Origin of the sequence: Xanthomonas arboricola (assembly GCF_003353015.1) — a bacterium.
Lineage (GTDB): Bacteria > Pseudomonadota > Gammaproteobacteria > Xanthomonadales > Xanthomonadaceae > Xanthomonas > Xanthomonas arboricola_E.
Genome location: NZ_QREM01000009.1, coordinates 558,258 through 575,372, shown reverse-complemented (window position 1 = coordinate 575,372; position 17,115 = coordinate 558,258). Strand labels below are relative to the sequence as shown.

General features: G+C 67.5%; 10 protein-coding genes. 6 read left to right on the top strand and 4 right to left on the bottom strand.

What is annotated here, in order from left to right; all coding sequences use genetic code 11:
- Positions 1-125: 125 nt before the first annotated feature.
- From ligA to C0541_RS13070, 6 genes are all read left to right on the top strand, one after another.
- On the top strand, positions 126-2,627 hold the full coding sequence (ligA, locus tag C0541_RS13100) for an NAD-dependent DNA ligase LigA (protein WP_115048959.1): 2,502 nt from the start codon (positions 126-128) through the stop codon (positions 2,625-2,627).
- Entirely contained in the window at positions 2,624-3,586 is a 963-nt protein-coding gene (gene epmA / locus C0541_RS13095) for an EF-P lysine aminoacylase EpmA (protein ID WP_115048957.1), read from the top strand. Before ligA ends, epmA begins: the two co-directional genes overlap by 4 nt.
- Before the next feature lie 167 nt (positions 3,587-3,753).
- Positions 3,754-4,440, top strand: coding sequence for a DUF3011 domain-containing protein (locus tag C0541_RS13090; RefSeq protein WP_115048955.1), 687 nt, complete (start codon positions 3,754-3,756; stop codon positions 4,438-4,440).
- A gap of 741 nt (positions 4,441-5,181) precedes the next feature.
- On the top strand, positions 5,182-6,246 hold the full coding sequence (gene mtnA, locus C0541_RS13080; RefSeq protein WP_115048951.1) for an S-methyl-5-thioribose-1-phosphate isomerase: 1,065 nt from the start codon (positions 5,182-5,184) through the stop codon (positions 6,244-6,246).
- A gap of 209 nt (positions 6,247-6,455) precedes the next feature.
- Positions 6,456-9,167 carry a DNA gyrase subunit A gene (gyrA, locus tag C0541_RS13075; protein WP_115048949.1) on the top strand — a complete coding sequence of 904 codons (2,712 nt, stop codon included), beginning with the start codon at positions 6,456-6,458 and terminating at the stop codon, positions 9,165-9,167.
- A gap of 193 nt (positions 9,168-9,360) precedes the next feature.
- Positions 9,361-11,829 carry a membrane-bound PQQ-dependent dehydrogenase, glucose/quinate/shikimate family gene (locus tag C0541_RS13070; protein ID WP_115048947.1) on the top strand — a complete coding sequence of 823 codons (2,469 nt, stop codon included), beginning with the start codon at positions 9,361-9,363 and terminating at the stop codon, positions 11,827-11,829.
- 199 nt (positions 11,830-12,028) lie between these two features.
- On the opposite strand, the gene C0541_RS13065 is transcribed toward C0541_RS13070, so the two are convergent.
- From C0541_RS13065 to hutH, 4 genes are all read right to left on the bottom strand, one after another.
- Positions 12,029-12,757 carry a hypothetical protein gene (locus C0541_RS13065; RefSeq protein WP_115048945.1) on the bottom strand — a complete coding sequence of 243 codons (729 nt, stop codon included), beginning with the start codon at positions 12,755-12,757 and terminating at the stop codon, positions 12,029-12,031.
- A 327-nt stretch (positions 12,758-13,084) separates the two neighbouring features.
- Positions 13,085-14,752: a urocanate hydratase gene (gene hutU, locus C0541_RS13060; protein WP_115048943.1), complete on the bottom strand. Its 1,668-nt coding sequence runs from the start codon at positions 14,750-14,752 to the stop codon at positions 13,085-13,087.
- A gap of 16 nt (positions 14,753-14,768) precedes the next feature.
- Positions 14,769-15,629 carry an N-formylglutamate deformylase gene (gene hutG / locus C0541_RS13055; protein WP_115048941.1) on the bottom strand — a complete coding sequence of 287 codons (861 nt, stop codon included), beginning with the start codon at positions 15,627-15,629 and terminating at the stop codon, positions 14,769-14,771.
- Positions 15,630-15,642: 13 nt separating this feature from the next.
- A complete protein-coding gene (gene hutH / locus C0541_RS13050) occupies positions 15,643-17,103 on the bottom strand; it encodes a histidine ammonia-lyase (RefSeq protein WP_115048939.1) in 1,461 nt (486 codons plus the stop codon).
- Positions 17,104-17,115 lie beyond the last annotated feature (12 nt).

Genomic DNA, 17,115 nt, shown 5'->3' with positions numbered 1-17,115 from the left:
CCTGTCTGCCTATCGGGAAATCCCTGCCGGGTCCGCTGTCGCGCGGGGCGGTCGGCGGTCGGGCAGCGCTTGCATCCAGGCACCGCCCGTTAGAATGGGCGGCCCAGAGCCAGCCCAGCGATCGCATGACTGTCAGCCCGGATCCCGCGCAGCGTATCGACGCCCTGCGTCATCGTCTCGAGGACGCCAACTACCGCTATCACGTGCTCGACGAGCCGCAGATGGCCGACGTCGACTACGACCGCCTGATGCGCGAACTGGAGGCATTGGAGGCCGCGCATCCGGAGCTGGCCAGCGCCGATTCGCCGACCCAGCGCGTCGGCCACCTGGCCGCCTCGCGCTTTGCCGAAGTGCGGCATGCCTTGCCGATGCTGTCGTTGGGCAATGCCTTCAGCGACGAGGAAGTGACCGAGTTCGTGCGGCGTATCGGCGAGCGGCTGGAGGTGAAGCAACCGCTGTTCTCGGCCGAGCCCAAGCTCGATGGCCTGGCGATCAGCCTGCGCTACGAAAATGGCGAGTTCGTGCAGGGCGCAACGCGCGGCGACGGCGCCACCGGTGAGGATGTCAGCGCCAATCTGCGCACCGTCAAGGCGATTCCGCTGCGCCTGCGTGGCGCAGGCTGGCCGCAGGTGCTGGAAGTGCGCGGCGAGGTGTACATGCCGCGCGCGGCCTTCGAAACCTACAACGCGCAGATGCGCCTGCACGGCGGCAAGGTGCTGGCCAATCCGCGCAATGGCGCCGCAGGCTCACTGCGTCAGCTGGATGCGCGCATCACGGCCCAGCGCCCGCTGAGTTTCTTTGCCTACGGCGTGGGCGAAGTGAGCGAAGGTGCACTGCCACAGACCCATTCGGCGATCCTGGCGCAACTGCGCGAATGGGGTTTCCCGGTCAGTGCGCTGGTCGAGGTGGTGCAGGGCAGCGATGGCCTGTTGGGGTACTACCAGCGCATCGGCGAAGCGCGCGATGGCTTGCCCTTCGACATCGATGGCGTGGTGTACAAGCTCGACGATCTGGCCGGGCAGCGCGAGATGGGCTTTGTCTCGCGCGCGCCGCGCTGGGCGATCGCGCACAAGTTCCCGGCGCAGGAGCAGTCCACCACGGTGGAGGCGATCGAGATCCAGATCGGCCGCACCGGCGCGGCCACGCCGGTGGCGCGGCTCAAGCCGGTGCACGTGGCCGGGGTGATCGTCACCAACGCCACGCTGCACAACGCCGACCAGATCGCGCGGCTGGATGTGCGCGTGGGCGATACGGTGATCGTGCGGCGTGCCGGCGATGTGATTCCCGAAGTGGCCGGCGTGGTTGCCGATCAACGGCCGCCCGGCACCCAGCCATGGCAGATGCCCACGCACTGCCCGGTGTGCGGGTCGGAGATCGTGCGCGAGGAAGGCGAGGCGGTGTGGCGCTGCTCCGGCGAGCTGACCTGCCCGGCGCAGCGCAAGGAAGCGTTCCGGCATTTCGTCTCGCGCCGTGCGATGGATGTCGATGGCCTGGGCGAAAAGTTCATCGAGGTGCTGGTCGATAGCGGCGTGGTGCAGGGCGTGGCCGACCTGTATCTGCTCACCGTGGACCAGCTGCTGCAACTGCGCCTGATCAGCACCGCCGAGAGCCCGCATGCGTTCCTGCGCGAGGCGCGCGAGCATCTGGCCAGCGGCGCGTATTCGCAGCTGGAAACCACCGTGGTCGGCATCGGTGTGGACCTGGCCGGCGAGCGCGAGGTGCCGCAAACCTGGCAGGCGGACCTGTTGCGCGCCGGCCTGCCGCCCTTCGATTGGAACCGCAAGAAGATCGCCACCAAGTGGGCGGAAAACCTGATTGCGGCGATCGAGCAGTCGCGCGACACCACGCTGGAGCGTTTCCTGTTCGCGCTCGGCATCGAGCATGTCGGCGAGAGCACCGCCAAGGCCTTGTCGGCGTGGTTCGGCGACCTGGAGTTGATCCGCCATCTGCCGTGGCCGCTGTTCAAGCGCGTGCCGGATATTGGCGGCGAGGTGGCGCGCTCGCTCGGGCACTTCTTCGACCAGCCCGGCAATCAGCAGGCCATCGACGACCTGCTGCAACGTGGCGTGCGCATCGGCGATGCGCATCCGCCATCGCCCAAGCTGCGCGAGGCGCTGAGCTTTGCCAGCGTGCTGGAAGACATGGACATTCCCAAGGTGACGCCGGTGCGTGCGCAGCAACTGGCCACCGCGGTGGCTTCGTTCGACGCGCTGCGCACTGCGGGGTCCGATGCCTTGCTGCAAGCCGGCGTTCCGGCGGCGGTGGTGGCATCGTTGCTGCAATGGCTGGAGCGGCCGGAAAATGCGGCCCTGGCCAGCGCGGCGCAACAGGCAATGGAGACGGTGCTGTCGCGTCTGCCCGCCGCCGATGCGCTGCAGGCTGGCCCGCTCGATGGCCAGACCGTGGTGATCACCGGCACCCTGGCTGCGCTCACCCGCGACGCGGCCAAGCAACGGCTGGAAGCGCTGGGCGCCAAGGTCGCCGGCAGCGTCTCCAAGAAAACCGCGTTCCTGGTGGCTGGCGAAGAAGCCGGGTCAAAGCTCGACAAGGCGCAGTCGCTGGGTGTGGAGATCTGGGATGAGGCGCGCTTGCTGGCCTTCCTCGGCGAGCACGGCCAGCAGCCATGAATGCAGCGCAGGTCGACCTGGCCGCGTTGCGGTTGCGCGCGCGGCTCAATGCGTTGATCCGCGATTTCTTCGCCGAGCGCGACGTGCTGGAAGTGGAGACGCCGGTGCTGTCGGAGGCCGGCAATACCGAGCCGAATATCGACAGTTTCAGCACGCGCTTCAGCGGCCATGTCGATGCCGGTGCGCCGGTGCGCTGGTTGCGCACCTCGCCGGAGTATCCGCTCAAGCGGCTGCTGGCCGCCGGGGTAGGCGATTGCTACGAGCTGGGGCGGGTGTTTCGCAATGGCGAGGCTGGCGGCCGCCACAATCCCGAGTTCAGCATGCTCGAGTGGTATCGGGTGGGCTGGGACGATCGCGCGCTGGCGCAGGAAACCGTCGCGCTGGTGCGCCGCGCGCTTGCGCTGGTCGGGCGCCAGGCGCAGGTGCAGGTGCTGAGCTATCGCGAATTGTTCGTGCAGGCGCTGGGCATCGACCCGCTGCGCGATCCGATCGAAACGCTGCGCGCACCGCTGCACGATGTCGCGATCGATCCACGGGGCCTGAGCCGCGACGATTGGCTGGACCTGCTGATGACCCATTGCCTCCAGCCGGGCTTTGCCAGCGACACGCTGACCGTGGTGCACGACTGGCCGGCCAGCCAGTGCGCGTTGGCGCGCATCCGCCATGACGATCCGCCGGTGGCCGAGCGCTTCGAGCTGTATCTGGGTGCCTACGAGGTGGCCAACGGGTACCACGAGCTCAACGATGCGCAGGAACAGCGTGCGCGGTTCATGCGCGACAACGCGATGCGTGCGGCGCGCGGATTGCCGCAGCTGCCGGTGGATGAGCGGCTGCTGGCAGTGCTGTCGCAACTGCCCGATTGCGCCGGGGTGGCGGTCGGGGTGGACCGGCTGTTGATGGCCATGCGCGGGACAACGCAGATTGCCGATGTGCTGGCATTTGCGTTTGCCCACGCCTGACCCCGGCAACGCCTGCAGCGCGCCAGGCATGACGTCGTCGCGCCTGGCGCGCGCGCGCTGCCATCCCGCTGTCATTGCCACCGTATTGCTATCTTCACACCGATGATGCTCTCATCGTGGCGTCCACGGGGCGCGGCGCAGAGTGTGTTTGGGTGAGGATTGTCGGCATGAAGTGGCTGATCAGCTTATGCGGTTTGTGGTGCATGCCGCTGCTGATGCTTGCCGATGCGCGTGCGGTCGATCGCGCCTCCGGCGTGGTGCGCTGCGAGTCCAGGGACATGGCGCGCGTGCATTGCGCGATGGAGACCGGGCACGGCGTCCAGCTGGTACGCCAGCTGTCGGAGACCAGTTGCATCCGCGGCAGCGAGTGGGATATCGAGCGCGACGGCGTGTGGGTCGAACAGGGCTGCCGTGCGGAGTTTGCCAGCACGCGCGTGTCGCATGCCCCGCAGATGCGCCGCGTGGTGCGCTGCGATTCCAACGGCGGCAAGGTGGTGTGCCCGGTGGTGTTGCGTGGCGCCCCGGTGCGCCTGCTGCGCCAGCGCTCGGTCTGGCCATGCAAGGAAGGCCGCAGCTGGGGCGCGCGCCGTAACGAAATCTGGGTCTCGCGCGGCTGCGATGGCGAATTCGAAGTCGCTGCCGAGGACGGTTCCGGCTTCGTGGCGGTGCCGCGCATGGTGACCTGCGAATCGAAAAAGGGTGCACGTCGCACCTGCGGCGTCTCGGTGGAACGCCAGGTGCGTGTAGGCCGCCAGCTCTCCAGGAAGGAATGCGTGGAGGGCCAGACCTGGGGCTGGAGCCGCGACGGTGTGTGGGTCAACGACGGCTGCCGCGCCGAGTTCATCGTCGACTGAGAGCGGTTGAAGAAACTGCTGCTCTCATCGCTATGGCTCAGCCGGGGATGTGATTCTTCTCGGCATGTACACCGCACGACAGACAGCTTTTCGAGTGAGCGCGCCGCGCCCTCGACGCTGCGCCTTGGCTGCAGGGTCCTTGCCCGCCCACCATCGCGGGACACGCTGCAAGTACGTCCTTGTAAGCTCCGGCGCGGCATCCATGCCGCTCAGGGTNTTGCCCGCCCACCATCGCGGGACACGCTGCAAGTACGTCCTTGTAAGCTCCGGCGCGGCATCCATGCCGCTCAGGGTCCCGCGACGGTGGGCGGGCAGGGACCCGTCGAGAGGGTCGGTGCCCATGGAAGAGCAGTGCTCGATGCCTTCGTTCGATCATGAAGCATCGGTTCTCCGTCTGATGCAGATCGCATGACAGACAGCTCTTCAGATGAGCGNTCGTTCGATCATGAAGCATCGGTTCTCCGTCTGATGCAGATCGCATGACAGACAGCTCTTCAGATGAGCGCCGACCAACTGTCTGGTGCGGTGTCCCGCAAGCGGTGAGGGCACCGTGCCCTCGACGCTGCGCCTTGGCTGGAGGGCCCTTGCCCGCCCACCATCGCGGGATACGCTGCAAGTACGTCCTTGTAAGCTCCGGCGCGGCATCCATCCGCTCAGGGTCCCGCGACGGTGGGCGGGCAAGGGCCGGTCACAATGGTCGGCGAGCGTGGTTGCAGGCAGGGCATGACTTACAATGTCCGCATGAACGACAGCGCCCATATCGATTACGCCCGCTACGACCATATCCGCCCGTTGCTGTGGACCGGCGATGCCCTGGAACTGCTCGACCAGCGCAAGCTGCCGTTCGTGGTCGAGCATGTGCGTTGCGACACCAGCGACGCCGTGGCCGAGGCGATCCATTCGCTGGCCGTGCGCGGCGCGCCGGCGATCGGCATTGCAGCCGGGTGGGGCGTGGTACTGGCGGCGCGCGACATCGCTGCCGAGGACGGTAGTGCGGCCTTGCAGAAACTCGAACCGGCGCTGTTGCGGCTCAATGCCGCGCGTCCGACCGCAGTCAACCTGGCCTGGGCGCTGATGCGCATGCGTCGCGTGCTGGGCGCTGCCGGCGCCGACTGGCGCGAGGTGATCGCGCGCGAGGCGCAGGCCATCGCCGATGAAGACCTGGCGGCCAACCGGCAGATGGGTGCGCTTGGTGCGGCGTTGATCGACGCCGGCAGCGGCGTGCTGACCCACTGCAATACCGGTTCGCTGGCCACTGCCGGCTTCGGGACCGCGCTGGGCGTGATCCGTGCCGGGGTGGCGCAGCAGCGCATCGCCAAGGTGTTTGCCGGCGAGACCCGGCCGTGGTTGCAAGGCGCGCGCCTGACCGTGTGGGAGCTGCAGCAGGATGGCATCGACGCAACCCTGATCGCCGATTCGGCCGCCTCGCATCTGATGAAGTCCGGGCTGGTGCAGTGGGTCATCGTCGGTGCCGACCGCATCTGCGCCAATGGCGATACCGCCAACAAGATCGGCACCTACCAGCTGGCGATCGCCGCGCGCCACCATGGCGTCAAGTTCATGGTGGTGGCGCCGTCGTCCACGGTGGACATGGACACCGCCAGCGGCGACCAGATCGAGATCGAGCAGCGCGATCCGGGCGAGTTGTTCGGGGTCGGCGGCGTGCGCACCGTGGCCGATGGCATCCATGCCTGGAATCCGGTGTTCGACGTCACCCCCGGCAGCCTGATCGATGCGATCGTCACCGAACGCGGGGTGATCGCGCAGCCGGACCCGGCGCGCATGCAGGCAGCGTTCGGCGGCTGAGGCCAGTGCGGCGCAATCTCGCCGCATCGCCCCGTCAAAATCCTGCAAGTGCTTGTTTCTGGCCGGTAAAGCGGCGGCATCGTGGTGCCCCTTCGTGATACAATCCAGGGCTTGAATCGATCGGCGGGAGCGTGGGGTCGGCAGCCTGTTGCCAGGGCGCCCCCGACGCGGCTTTCCGGCTGGCCCGCCACCTCACTTACGGAACCCGAATGGCAGAAACCGCCAAGGAAATCATCCAGGTCAATCTGGAAGACGAGATGCGCAAGAGCTATCTCGATTACGCGATGAGCGTGATCGTGGGCCGCGCACTCCCCGATGCCCGTGATGGCCTCAAGCCCGTGCACCGCCGCGTCCTGTACGCCATGCACGAGCTGGGCGCACACAGCAACAAGGCCTACTTCAAGTCGGCGCGTATCGTCGGCGACGTCATCGGTAAATACCACCCGCACGGCGACCAGTCGGTGTACGACACGCTGGTGCGCATGGCGCAGCCGTTCTCGCTGCGCTACATGATGGTGGACGGCCAGGGTAACTTCGGTTCGGTCGATGGCGACTCCGCCGCGGCGATGCGTTACACCGAGTCGCGCATGTCGCGGCTGGCGCATGAGCTGATGGCCGACATCGACAAGGAAACCGTCGATTTCCAGCCCAACTACGACGAGAAGGAACAGGAACCGACGGTCATGCCGACCCGGTTCCCGAGCCTGCTGGTCAATGGCTCGGCCGGTATCGCCGTGGGCATGGCCACCAACATCCCGCCGCACAACCTGACCGAGGCGATCAACGCCTGCATCGCCCTGATCGACACGCCGGAGCTGGATGTCGAAGGCCTGATGGAGTACATCCCCGGTCCGGATTTCCCCACCGCCGGCATCATCAACGGCACTGCCGGCATCGCTGCCGGCTACCGCACCGGCCGTGGCCGCGTGCGCATGCGCGCCAAGGCCGATGTGGAAGTGGCCGACAACGGCCGTGAAGCGATCATCGTCACCGAGATCCCGTACCAGGTGAACAAGGCGCGGTTGATCGAGAAGATCGCCGAGCTGGTCAAGGAAAAGAAGCTCGAAGGCATCAGCGAGCTGCGCGACGAGTCCGACAAGGACGGCATGCGCATCTACATCGAGGTCAAGCGCGGCGAGTCGGCCGAGGTTGTGCTCAACAACCTGTATCAGCAGACCCAGATGGAGTCGGTGTTCGGCATCAACATGGTGGCGCTGATCGATGGGCGCCCGCAGTTGATGAACCTCAAGCAGATGCTGCAGGCGTTCATCCGCCACCGCCGCGAGGTGGTGACCCGCCGCACCATCTTTGAGCTGCGCAAGGCGCGTGCGCGTGCGCATGTGCTGGAAGGCCTGACCGTCGCGTTGGCCAACATCGACGAGATGATCGAGCTGATCAAGACCTCGGCCAATCCGCAGGAAGCGCGCGAGCGCATGCTGGCCAAGACCTGGGAGCCGGGCCTGGTCGGCGCGCTGCTGGGCGCTGCCGGTGCCGAAGCCTCCAAGCCGGAAGACCTGGCGCCGGGCGTGGGCCTGGCCAACGGCTTCTACCAGCTCAGTGAAGTGCAGGCCTCGCAGATCCTGGAAATGCGCCTGCATCGCCTGACCGGGTTGGAGCAGGAAAAGCTGACCGACGAGTACAAGCAGTTGCTCGAGGTGATCCAGGGCCTGATCCGCATCCTGGAAAACCCGGACGTGCTGCTGCAGGTGATCCGCGACGAGCTGATCAACATCCGCGAAGAGTACGGCGACGAACGCCGCACCGAGATCCGCCACAGCGAAGAAGATCTGGACATCCTGGACCTGATTTCGCCCGAGGATGTGGTGGTGACGCTCTCGCATGCCGGCTATGCCAAGCGCCAGCCGGTGAGCGCGTATCGCGCGCAGCGCCGTGGCGGCCGTGGCCGGTCTGCGGCGGCGACCAAGGAAGAGGATTTCATCGACCAGCTGTGGCTGGTCAACACGCACGACACGCTGCTGACCTTCACCAGCAGCGGCAAGGTGTTCTGGCTGCCGGTGTACCAGCTGCCGGAAGCCGGTTCCAATGCGCGTGGCCGCCCGATCATCAACTGGATCCCGCTTGAACCGGGCGAGCGGGTGCAGGCGGTGCTGCCGGTACGCGAGTATGCCGACAACCGCTATGTGTTCTTCGCCACGCGCAACGGCACGGTCAAGAAGACCCCGCTGAGCGAATTCGCGTTCCGTCTGGCACGCGGCAAGATCGCGATCAACCTCGACGAAGGCGATGCACTGGTCGGCGTGGCCTTGACCGATGGCGATCGCGACGTGTTGCTGTTCGCCTCCAACGGCAAGACCGTGCGCTTTGGTGAAGCCACGGTGCGCTCGATGGGCCGGACCGCCACCGGCGTGCGCGGCATCCGTCTGACCAAGGGCGAAGAGGTGGTGAGCCTGATCGTGGCCGAGCGTGCCGGCGGCATCGAAGGCGATGTCGAGGACGAGGGTGTCGAGGACGTGGTGGAAAGCACGGACGGCGTCGAGGCAGAGGTGATCGATGGTGCCGAGAGCGACGACATGGCCTACATCCTCACCGCCACCGAGAACGGCTACGGCAAGCGCACCCCGCTGACCGAGTACCCGCGCAAGGGTCGCGGCACGCAGGGCGTGATCGGCATCCAGACCACCGAGCGCAATGGCAAGCTGGTGCGTGCAGTGTTGCTGGGCGCCACCGACGAGGTGCTGCTGATTTCCGATGGCGGCACCCTGGTGCGCACCCGCGGTTCGGAGATCTCGCGCGTGGGTCGCAATACCCAGGGCGTGACCTTGATCCGCTTGTCCAAGGGCGAAAAGCTGCAGGCGGTCGAACGCCTGGATGCCTCGCTGGAGGAAGCCGATGACGTGCCGGACGATGCAGCGGCCGTACCGGCAGCCAGCACAGGCGAGCTGCCACCGACCGACGCGTGATCGCAGCAGGCGAGCAACGCAGTTGAAAAAACGCCGGCGCACAGCCGGCGTTTTTTTATTGCGCGCGGTGACATCTGCAACGCAGTGTTTTTCGACGGCGGTCGCAAAGAACGCGGCTTTTTCACCGTGGCAGGTCGAAGGTTGCTGGCGGTGCGGCGGCGTTGCGTCGCCGCGGATCGAAGAGGAACAACTGATGACGACTTTGCATCGTCCTTCCCGTCGCGGCCATTGGGCGCTGGCGACGTTGGGAGGCGTGACTGGAGTGCTGGGCGCCGTGCTGCTGGCAGGTGGCGTGTGGCTGGCCGCGCTGGGCGGCTCCTGGTACTACGCGCCCGCGGGCGCGGCCTTGCTGATTGCCGGCGTATTGCTGTTTCGCGGTCGCAATGCGGGCGCGTGGTGGTTTGCTGCAGTGGTGGCAGCGACGTTGCCGTGGACATGGTGGGAATCGGGCAGCGACTATTGGCGCTGGGTGCCGCGGCTGGGCTTGATCGTCGGCCTGGCGTTCGTGCTGGCGCTGCTGCTGCCGAAGCTGGAGCGCCCGGTGTCGCGCGCGGTGTCGCGCAGCGTGGCCGGCGTCCTGGCGGCGGTGTTCGTGGTGGCCTTCGCGCTGGCCTTCGTGCCGTTTGGAGTAACCGAGGCCGATGGTGCGCTGGCCCATGCCGCCGGCATCGCCGCGGGCCTGCTCAGGGGCAGTGCGCCTGCAGCCTCCGCTGGGCAGCCGGCCAATGCGCCTGCCGACGACGACTGGGCCGCGTATGGACGCAGCCAGGCCGGGCAGCGCTATTCGCCGCTGCAGCAGATCAACCGCAGCAACGTGGCGCAGCTGACGCAGGCCTGGGTCTTCCACACCGGCGACCTGCCGAGCAAGCGCTGGGGGGCGGAAACCACGCCGCTGAAGGTGGGCGACAGCCTGTACCTGTGCACTGCGCGCAATCAGGTGATCGCGCTGGATGCCTCCAGCGGCAAGGAGCGTTGGCGCTACGATCCCCGGGTCGAGGACGAGGCGATTCCCTATACGGCCGCCTGCCGTGGGGTGTCGTACTACCAGGTGCCGGCGGCGGCCAACGATGCCGCAGCAGCGGTAGTGGCCGGTGCGTCGGCGCCGTGCCGCACGCGCATCATCGAAGGCACGCTGGACGGTCGCCTGATCGCGCTGGATGCACGTAGCGGCAAGCCGTGCACGGACTTCGGCAACAACGGCCAGGTCGACATCACCGTCGGCATGGGGCAGACGCCGCCGGGCTATGTGTCGATCAATTCGCCGCCGGCCATCGTGCGTGGCGTGGTGGTCACCGGCCATCAGGTGCTGGACGGGCAGAAGCGTTACGAGCCATCCGGTGTGATCGAAGGCTTCGATGCGGTGACCGGCCAATTGCGCTGGGCCTGGGACATGACCCATCCGGACTGGAACGGCGCACCGCCACCGGGCCAGACCTGGACGCGTGGCACGCCGAACATGTGGACCACCGCCGCGGCCGACGAACAGCTGGGCTATGTCTACCTGCCGATGGGCAATTCCACCGCCGATTACTGGAGCAGCTCGCGCACGCCGCAGGAAAATCGCTATGCGACCTCGCTGGTGGCGCTGGATGTCACCACCGGCAAGCCGGTATGGAATTTCCAGACCACGCATATCGATGCCTGGGATTACGACCTGGGCTCGCAGCCGAGCCTGATCGACTTCCCCAAGGACGGGGTCAACGTGCCGGCGGTGCTGTTGCCGAGCAAGCAGGGCGAGTTGTACGTGCTGGATCGACGCACCGGCAAGCCGCTGGTGGGCGTGGAGGAACGTGCCGTACCGGGTGGCGGTGTGGAGCCGCAGATGCGTGCCAAGACGCAGCCATTTTCGCTGTACCACACGCTGCGCAAGCCGGATCTGACCGAGCGCGACATGTGGGGGATGACGCCGATCGACCAGCTGGTCTGCCGGATCCAGTTCCGCAAGGCCAGCTACAAGGGCATCTACACGCCGCCGGAAGCCGACCGCCATGCGATCGAATATCCCGGCTACAACGGCGGGTCGGATTGGGGCAGCGTGTCGGTGGATCCGCAGCGCGGCGTGATCGTGGCCAACTACAACGACATGCCCAACTACAACCTGCTGGTGCCGCGCGCCAAGGCCGACAAGCTGGGCTGGGCGCCGCGCGACGAGGTGCGTGGCGATGCGGGTGGCGCAGAAGGCGCGGGCGATCCGCAGGCCGGCACGCCGTATGCGATCAACGTCAATGCGGGCTGGCGTTTGCCGTTCACCAAGCTGCTGTGCAAGCAGCCGCCGTATGGCGGCATCCGTGCGATCGACCTGGCCAGCGGCAGGACGCTATGGGACCGCCCGTTCGGCAGCGCACGCGGCAATGGTCCGTTCGGCATCCGCTCGGGCCTGCCGATCGAGATCGGCACGCCGAACAACGGCGGTTCGGTGGTGACGGCCGGCGGCTTGATCTTCATTGCCGCAGCCACCGACGACCTGATCCGCGCCATCGATCTGGCCACCGGCAAGGAGCTGTGGCACGCCAAGCTGCCGGCCGGTGGTCAGGCCAACCCGATGGTGTACGCCTACGGCGGCCGCGAGTACCTGGTGATCATGGCCGGCGGCCACCACTTCATGGAGACGCCTGCAGGCGATGCGGTGGTGGCCTACGCGCTGCCGCAGCAAGCGCGGTGACGCCTGCTGCGAGCCAATGCGCTAGCTGCGGCTTGTAGCCAACTCCCGACGCCCGAAACAAAAAAGCGCACCGCTTGCGGTGCGCTTTTTTCATGGGCAATCGCACCGTCGCCAAACCAATGTGCATCCGCCTGTTGCCCCAACAGAACCCCGCACCCACGCGCTTGCGATTCCCGACTCCCGATTCCCGATTCCCGATTCACCCGACGTTGGCAGCGGCCGCATCTTCCATCACCGCATCGCGCACATCCTGCGCCAGCGTCGCCTTGACGATGATCGAGCGGATGGCATCGGTGGCATCCGACAGCGGCACATCGCTGCCCAGGCGCTGGAAGGTGTCGCGGCTGTTATAGCCGGACCCATCCTTCAGGTAGTGGTCGTACATCGACAGCAGGTCCTGGCAGGCAGTGATCAGCGCTGCGACATTGCCGCGCAACAAGGCGTAACCGATCTGGTCGAAGCTGTGCAGGCAATCGGCCAGCCAGTGCAGGTCGTAGCGGGCAGTGGCCGGTTCCGGCGCCGTGTGGCCGCGGCTGTAGGCGCTGTAGCGGCGCAGGCTGCGTGCCACTCGCGCGACGTGCGTGAACAACGTGCCGATCTCGTTGGCGATATCCAGCCGCTGCACCATCACCATCGGAATCACCTGATTGTCGGCGGCCGGCACCTGGTCGGCTACCGTTTGCTCCCGCTGCTCCAGCGACTGCTTGAGCACGGTGTAACTGCGCTGCAGCGATTCCAGCTCCAGCGCGCTGGCGGCCGAACGTGCCTTCAGCTGCGAGAGCGCGGCCTGGTAGCGGGCGAGGCTGTCCTGCGTGCTGGCGAGCTGGCCGGACTCGGCGCGCAGCTGCCGCCCACGCACGAACGCCAGCACGGTGGCAATCAGCGCCCAGAGCGCGAATGCAGGCACCAGGTAGATCAAGATGCCCATGGAGATTCCTCAAAACGTTGCATACCTTGTCGGCCTGCACGCCGCGGACTTGAGGGCAATCGTCGGGAACGGGATGGGCGGCGATGCCCGCGCTTGCCGGCGCAAGCTGGAAGGTCTGGTCAGCGCCAGCCCCTGATGAAAGCGCACTGCTGGCTGCGGCTGCATCGGTCTGCGCGTCAACGCTGATGAGGCTCAATGTCGCTGGCCGGACGTGGCCGATAGGCGTGGATGCGGCGGACCGCGCGTTCGCAACAGGCGGGACATGCGCAAGAGCCGCCGGCAGCGTGCGACGCACACGCTGCCGGCGGCAGAGCCCGGCCGGCACTCTCAGCCGAGGATCCCCGGCAGATCCAGGCCTTTTTCCTTCGCGCACTCGGTGGCGATGGCGTAGCCGGCATCGGCGTGGCGCATCACGCCGCTGGCCGGATCGTTCCACAGCACGCGCTCCAGACGCTTGTCGGCGGCCTCGCTGCCGTCGCAGACGATGACCATGCCGGCATGTTGCGAAAAGCCCATGCCGACGCCGCCGCCGTGGTGCAGCGACACCCAGGTCGCACCGGAGGCGGTGTTGAGCAGCGCATTGAGCAGCGGCCAGTCGGAGACCGCATCCGAGCCGTCGGCCATGGCTTCGGTTTCGCGGTTGGGCGAGGCCACGCTGCCCGAATCCAGGTGATCGCGGCCGATCACCACCGGCGCCTTGAGCTCGCCGCTGCGCACCATCGCATTGAAGGCCAGGCCGAGCCGGTGGCGATCGCCCAGGCCGACCCAGCAGATCCGCGCCGGCAAGCCCTGGAATGCGATCTTGTCGGCGGCCATGTCGAGCCAGCGGTGCAGATGCGCATCGTCGGGAATGAGTTCCTTGACCTTGGCATCGGTCCTGGCGATGTCCTCCGGATCGCCACTGAGCGCGACCCAGCGGAACGGCCCGATCCCGCGACAGAACAGCGGCCGGATGTAGGCGGGCACGAAGCCGGGGAAGTCGAACGCGTTGTCGACGCCTGCTTCCAGCGCCATCTGCCGCAGGTTGTTGCCGTAGTCGACGGTGGGCACGCCCAGGGCGTGGAAGGTGAGCATGGCGCGGACGTGGTTGGCCATCGCCTCGCGCGCGGCCGCTTCCACCTGCTTCGGTGCGGACACGCGCTTGGCGTCCCATTGCTCCACCGTCCAGCCCTGCGGCAGGTAGCCGTTGACCGGGTCGTGCGCGGAGGTCTGGTCGGTCAGCAGGTCCGGCTTGACCCCGCGCAGCAGCAGTTCGTCCAGCACGTCTGCGACATTGCCGAGCAGGCCGACCGACAGCGGTTTCTTCGCCGTGCACGATGCCTCGACCAGGCGCAGCGCTTCGTCCAGGTCGTCGGTCCAGGTGTCCAGGTAGCCGGTGCGCAGGCGCATGTCGATGCTGGAGCGGCGGCATTCCACCGCCAGGCACGAGGCGCCGGCCATCACCGCGGCCAGCGGCTGCGCGCCGCCCATGCCGCCCAGGCCACCGGTGAACAGCCACTTGCCGGCCAGGCTGCCGCCGTAATGCTGGCGGCCCATCTCCACGAAGGTTTCGTAGGTGCCTTGCACGATGCCTTGCGCGCCGATGTAGATCCAGCTGCCGGCGGTCATCTGGCCGTACATCGCCAGACCCTTGCGATCGAGTTCGTTGAAATGCTCCCAGCTGGCCCAGCGCGGCACCAGGTTGGAGTTGGCGATCAGCACGCGCGGTGCATCGGCATGGGTGCGGAACACCCCGACCGGCTTGCCGGATTGCACCAGCAAGGTCTGGTCATCCTCCAGGCGGGTGAGCGCGGCGACGATCGCATCGAAGGATTCCCAGTCGCGCGCGGCACGGCCGATGCCGCCGTAGACCACCAGTTCCTGCGGGCGCTCGGCCACGTCCGGGTCCAGATTGTTCATCAGCATGCGCAGCGGCGCTTCGGTGAGCCAGCTCCTGGCGGTGAGCGTGGTGCCGGTGGCGGCGCGGATGACGCGGGTTGCATCGTGACGGGTCATGCCGGTTTCCTTGCAATCAACGGTGCGCCGCAGGCGGCGTGGTGTCGGAGGACTGAGCGCTGTCGGTGGCAAATTGCAGGCAGGCCAGCAGCACGTGGCGCAGCACCGCGCGCAGCGCGACTGCATGCGCCGGGAGCCAGGGCGTCGGCCAGTTCTGCGGGGTGATCGCATCCGGCTCGCGCATGTAGCCGCGGCAGGCCAGCTCCATCTGCAGCGTGTGCACGCCCTGCGCGGGCTGCGCGTAGTGGCGGGTGATCCAGCCGCCCTTGAAGCGCCCGTTGCGCACGGTGCTCGAGCCGCTGCTGCGGCACAGCCGCTCCACCGCATCGGCCAGTGCAGGGTCGCAACTGCGGTCGTCGTTGCTGCCGATGTTGAACTGCGGCAGCTCGCCATCGAACAGATGCGGGATGAACGAGCGGATCGAGTGCGCGTCGTACACCACGATGCGGGGATGCAGCCGACGCAGGCGCGCGATTTCGTCGGCAAGCGCCGCGTGATACGGGTCGAACCAGCGTGTGCGGCGCCAGGCGATCTGCACCGGATCCGGTTCGGCGCCGTCGGCATACAGCGGCTGGTTGTCGAAGGTGGTCAGCGGACACAGGCCGGTGGTGTTCTGGCCCGGATACAACGACGCCCCGCTGGGGTCGCGGTTGACGTCGATCACCGAGCGGCAGATCGCAGTGCGCACGGTGGTGGCGCCGAGCGATTGCGCGAAGTCGTACAGCTGGTGCACCCACCAGTCGGCATCGCGGCGTGCCAGCCAGGGCGAGGCGAACTGGTCCACCACCTCGTCGGGCAGCTCGGTGCCGGTATGCGGGAAGCTGAGGATCAACGGCGCATCGCCGCGATGGATGTCGAGCCAGGGCAGGGCGCTCATGCGGGGTCTCGCATCATGCGTGCTGCTCCACGCCTGGCAATGCCAGGGCGACCGCCTGCGCAAGTGCGCCCGAACGCACCAACGCGCTGGCCGCCAGCATGTCCGGATGGAAATAGCGGTCGTCCTGCAAGGTCGGCACCTGCGCCCGCAGCAACGCGCGTGCGGCTTCCAGCGCGGCGCTGGAGCGCAGCGGGGCATGGAAGTCGCAGCCTTGCACGGCCGCCAGCAGCTCGATGCCGATCACGTGCGCGGCGTTCTCGGCCATCGCCAGCAAGCGCCGTGCCCCATGCGCGGCCATCGACACATGATCTTCCTGGTTGGCCGAGGTCGGAATCGAATCGACACTGGCCGGATACGCGCGCTGCTTGTTCTCCGACACCAGCGCCGCAGCGGTGACCTGCGGAATCATGAAACCGGAATTCAGGCCCGGGCGCGGGGTGAGAAACGCCGGCAGGCCCGACAACGCCGGGTCGACCAGCATCGCGGTGCGGCGTTCGCTGATCGAGCCGATCTCGCACACCGCCATCGCCAGCATGTCGGCCGCGAAGGCCACCGGCTCGGCATGGAAGTTGCCGCCGGACAAGGCCTCGCCGGTCTCGCTGAACACCAACGGGTTATCCGAGACCCCGTTGGCTTCGATCTGTCTCTTATACACATCTNTGCGCGGCAACCGGCTCAGCAATGCCAGCAACGGGACCAGCGCGCGCAGTGCCGCAGCGGTGGCGATCTGCCCGGGCTGGCCGCGCAGCGCGTGGATCCGCGCATCGAACGGCGTATCCGAGCCCTTGGCCGCTTCCACCGACAAGGCGCCGGTGACCAGCGCGGCCTGCAGCACGGTTTCGATCTCGAACAGGCCGGCCAACGCGCAGGCGGTGGAGAACTGGGTGCCGTTGAGCAGCGCCAGGCCTTCCTTGGCGCCGAGCACGCGCGGCTGCAGCTGCGCCTGCGCCAGCGCCTGCGCGGCAGGCAGGCGTTGCCCGCCGACGAAGGCCTCGCCGACGCCGATCATCACCGCCGCCAGATGCGACAGCGGCGCCAGATCGCCGGAGGCGCCCACCGACCCCTGGCAGGGCACCACCGGCGTGATGCCCCGGCGCAGCATCGCCTCCAGCAATGCCAGGGTGCCCGGCTGCACGCCGGAGGCGCCCTGGGCCAGGCTGGTGAGCTTGAGCGCCATCATCAGCCGGACCACCGGCGCCGGCGTGGGCTCGCCGACGCCGGCCGCGTGCGAGAGCACGATATTGCGCTGCAGGGTCTGCAGGTCCTCGCGCTCGATGCGCACGCTGGCCAGCTTGCCGAAACCGGTGTTGACGCCGTAGACCGGCTCGCCGCGCGCCACGATGGCGTCCACCGTCTGCGCGCTGCGCAGCACCACGGCCGCGCAGGCCTCGTCCAGCACGGCTTCGGCACCGCGATACAACGCACGCCATTGCGCCAGCGTGACCTGGCCGGGCTGCAAGACAACAGAACTCATGACGTCTCCGGA

Bases quoted from the DNA above. Each gene is read 5' to 3' on its own strand.
- ligA (WP_115048959.1), top strand. From the start codon at position 126: ATGACTGTCAGCCCGGATCCCGCGCAGCGTATCGACGCCCTGCGTCAT.
- epmA (WP_115048957.1), top strand. From the start codon at position 2,624: ATGAATGCAGCGCAGGTCGACCTGGCCGCGTTGCGGTTGCGCGCGCGG.
- C0541_RS13090 (WP_115048955.1), top strand. From the start codon at position 3,754: ATGAAGTGGCTGATCAGCTTATGCGGTTTGTGGTGCATGCCGCTGCTG.
- mtnA (WP_115048951.1), top strand. From the start codon at position 5,182: ATGAACGACAGCGCCCATATCGATTACGCCCGCTACGACCATATCCGC.
- gyrA (WP_115048949.1), top strand. From the start codon at position 6,456: ATGGCAGAAACCGCCAAGGAAATCATCCAGGTCAATCTGGAAGACGAG.
- C0541_RS13070 (WP_115048947.1), top strand. From the start codon at position 9,361: ATGACGACTTTGCATCGTCCTTCCCGTCGCGGCCATTGGGCGCTGGCG.
- C0541_RS13065 (WP_115048945.1), bottom strand. From the start codon at position 12,757: ATGGGCATCTTGATCTACCTGGTGCCTGCATTCGCGCTCTGGGCGCTG.
- hutU (WP_115048943.1), bottom strand. From the start codon at position 14,752: ATGACCCGTCACGATGCAACCCGCGTCATCCGCGCCGCCACCGGCACC.
- hutG (WP_115048941.1), bottom strand. From the start codon at position 15,629: ATGAGCGCCCTGCCCTGGCTCGACATCCATCGCGGCGATGCGCCGTTG.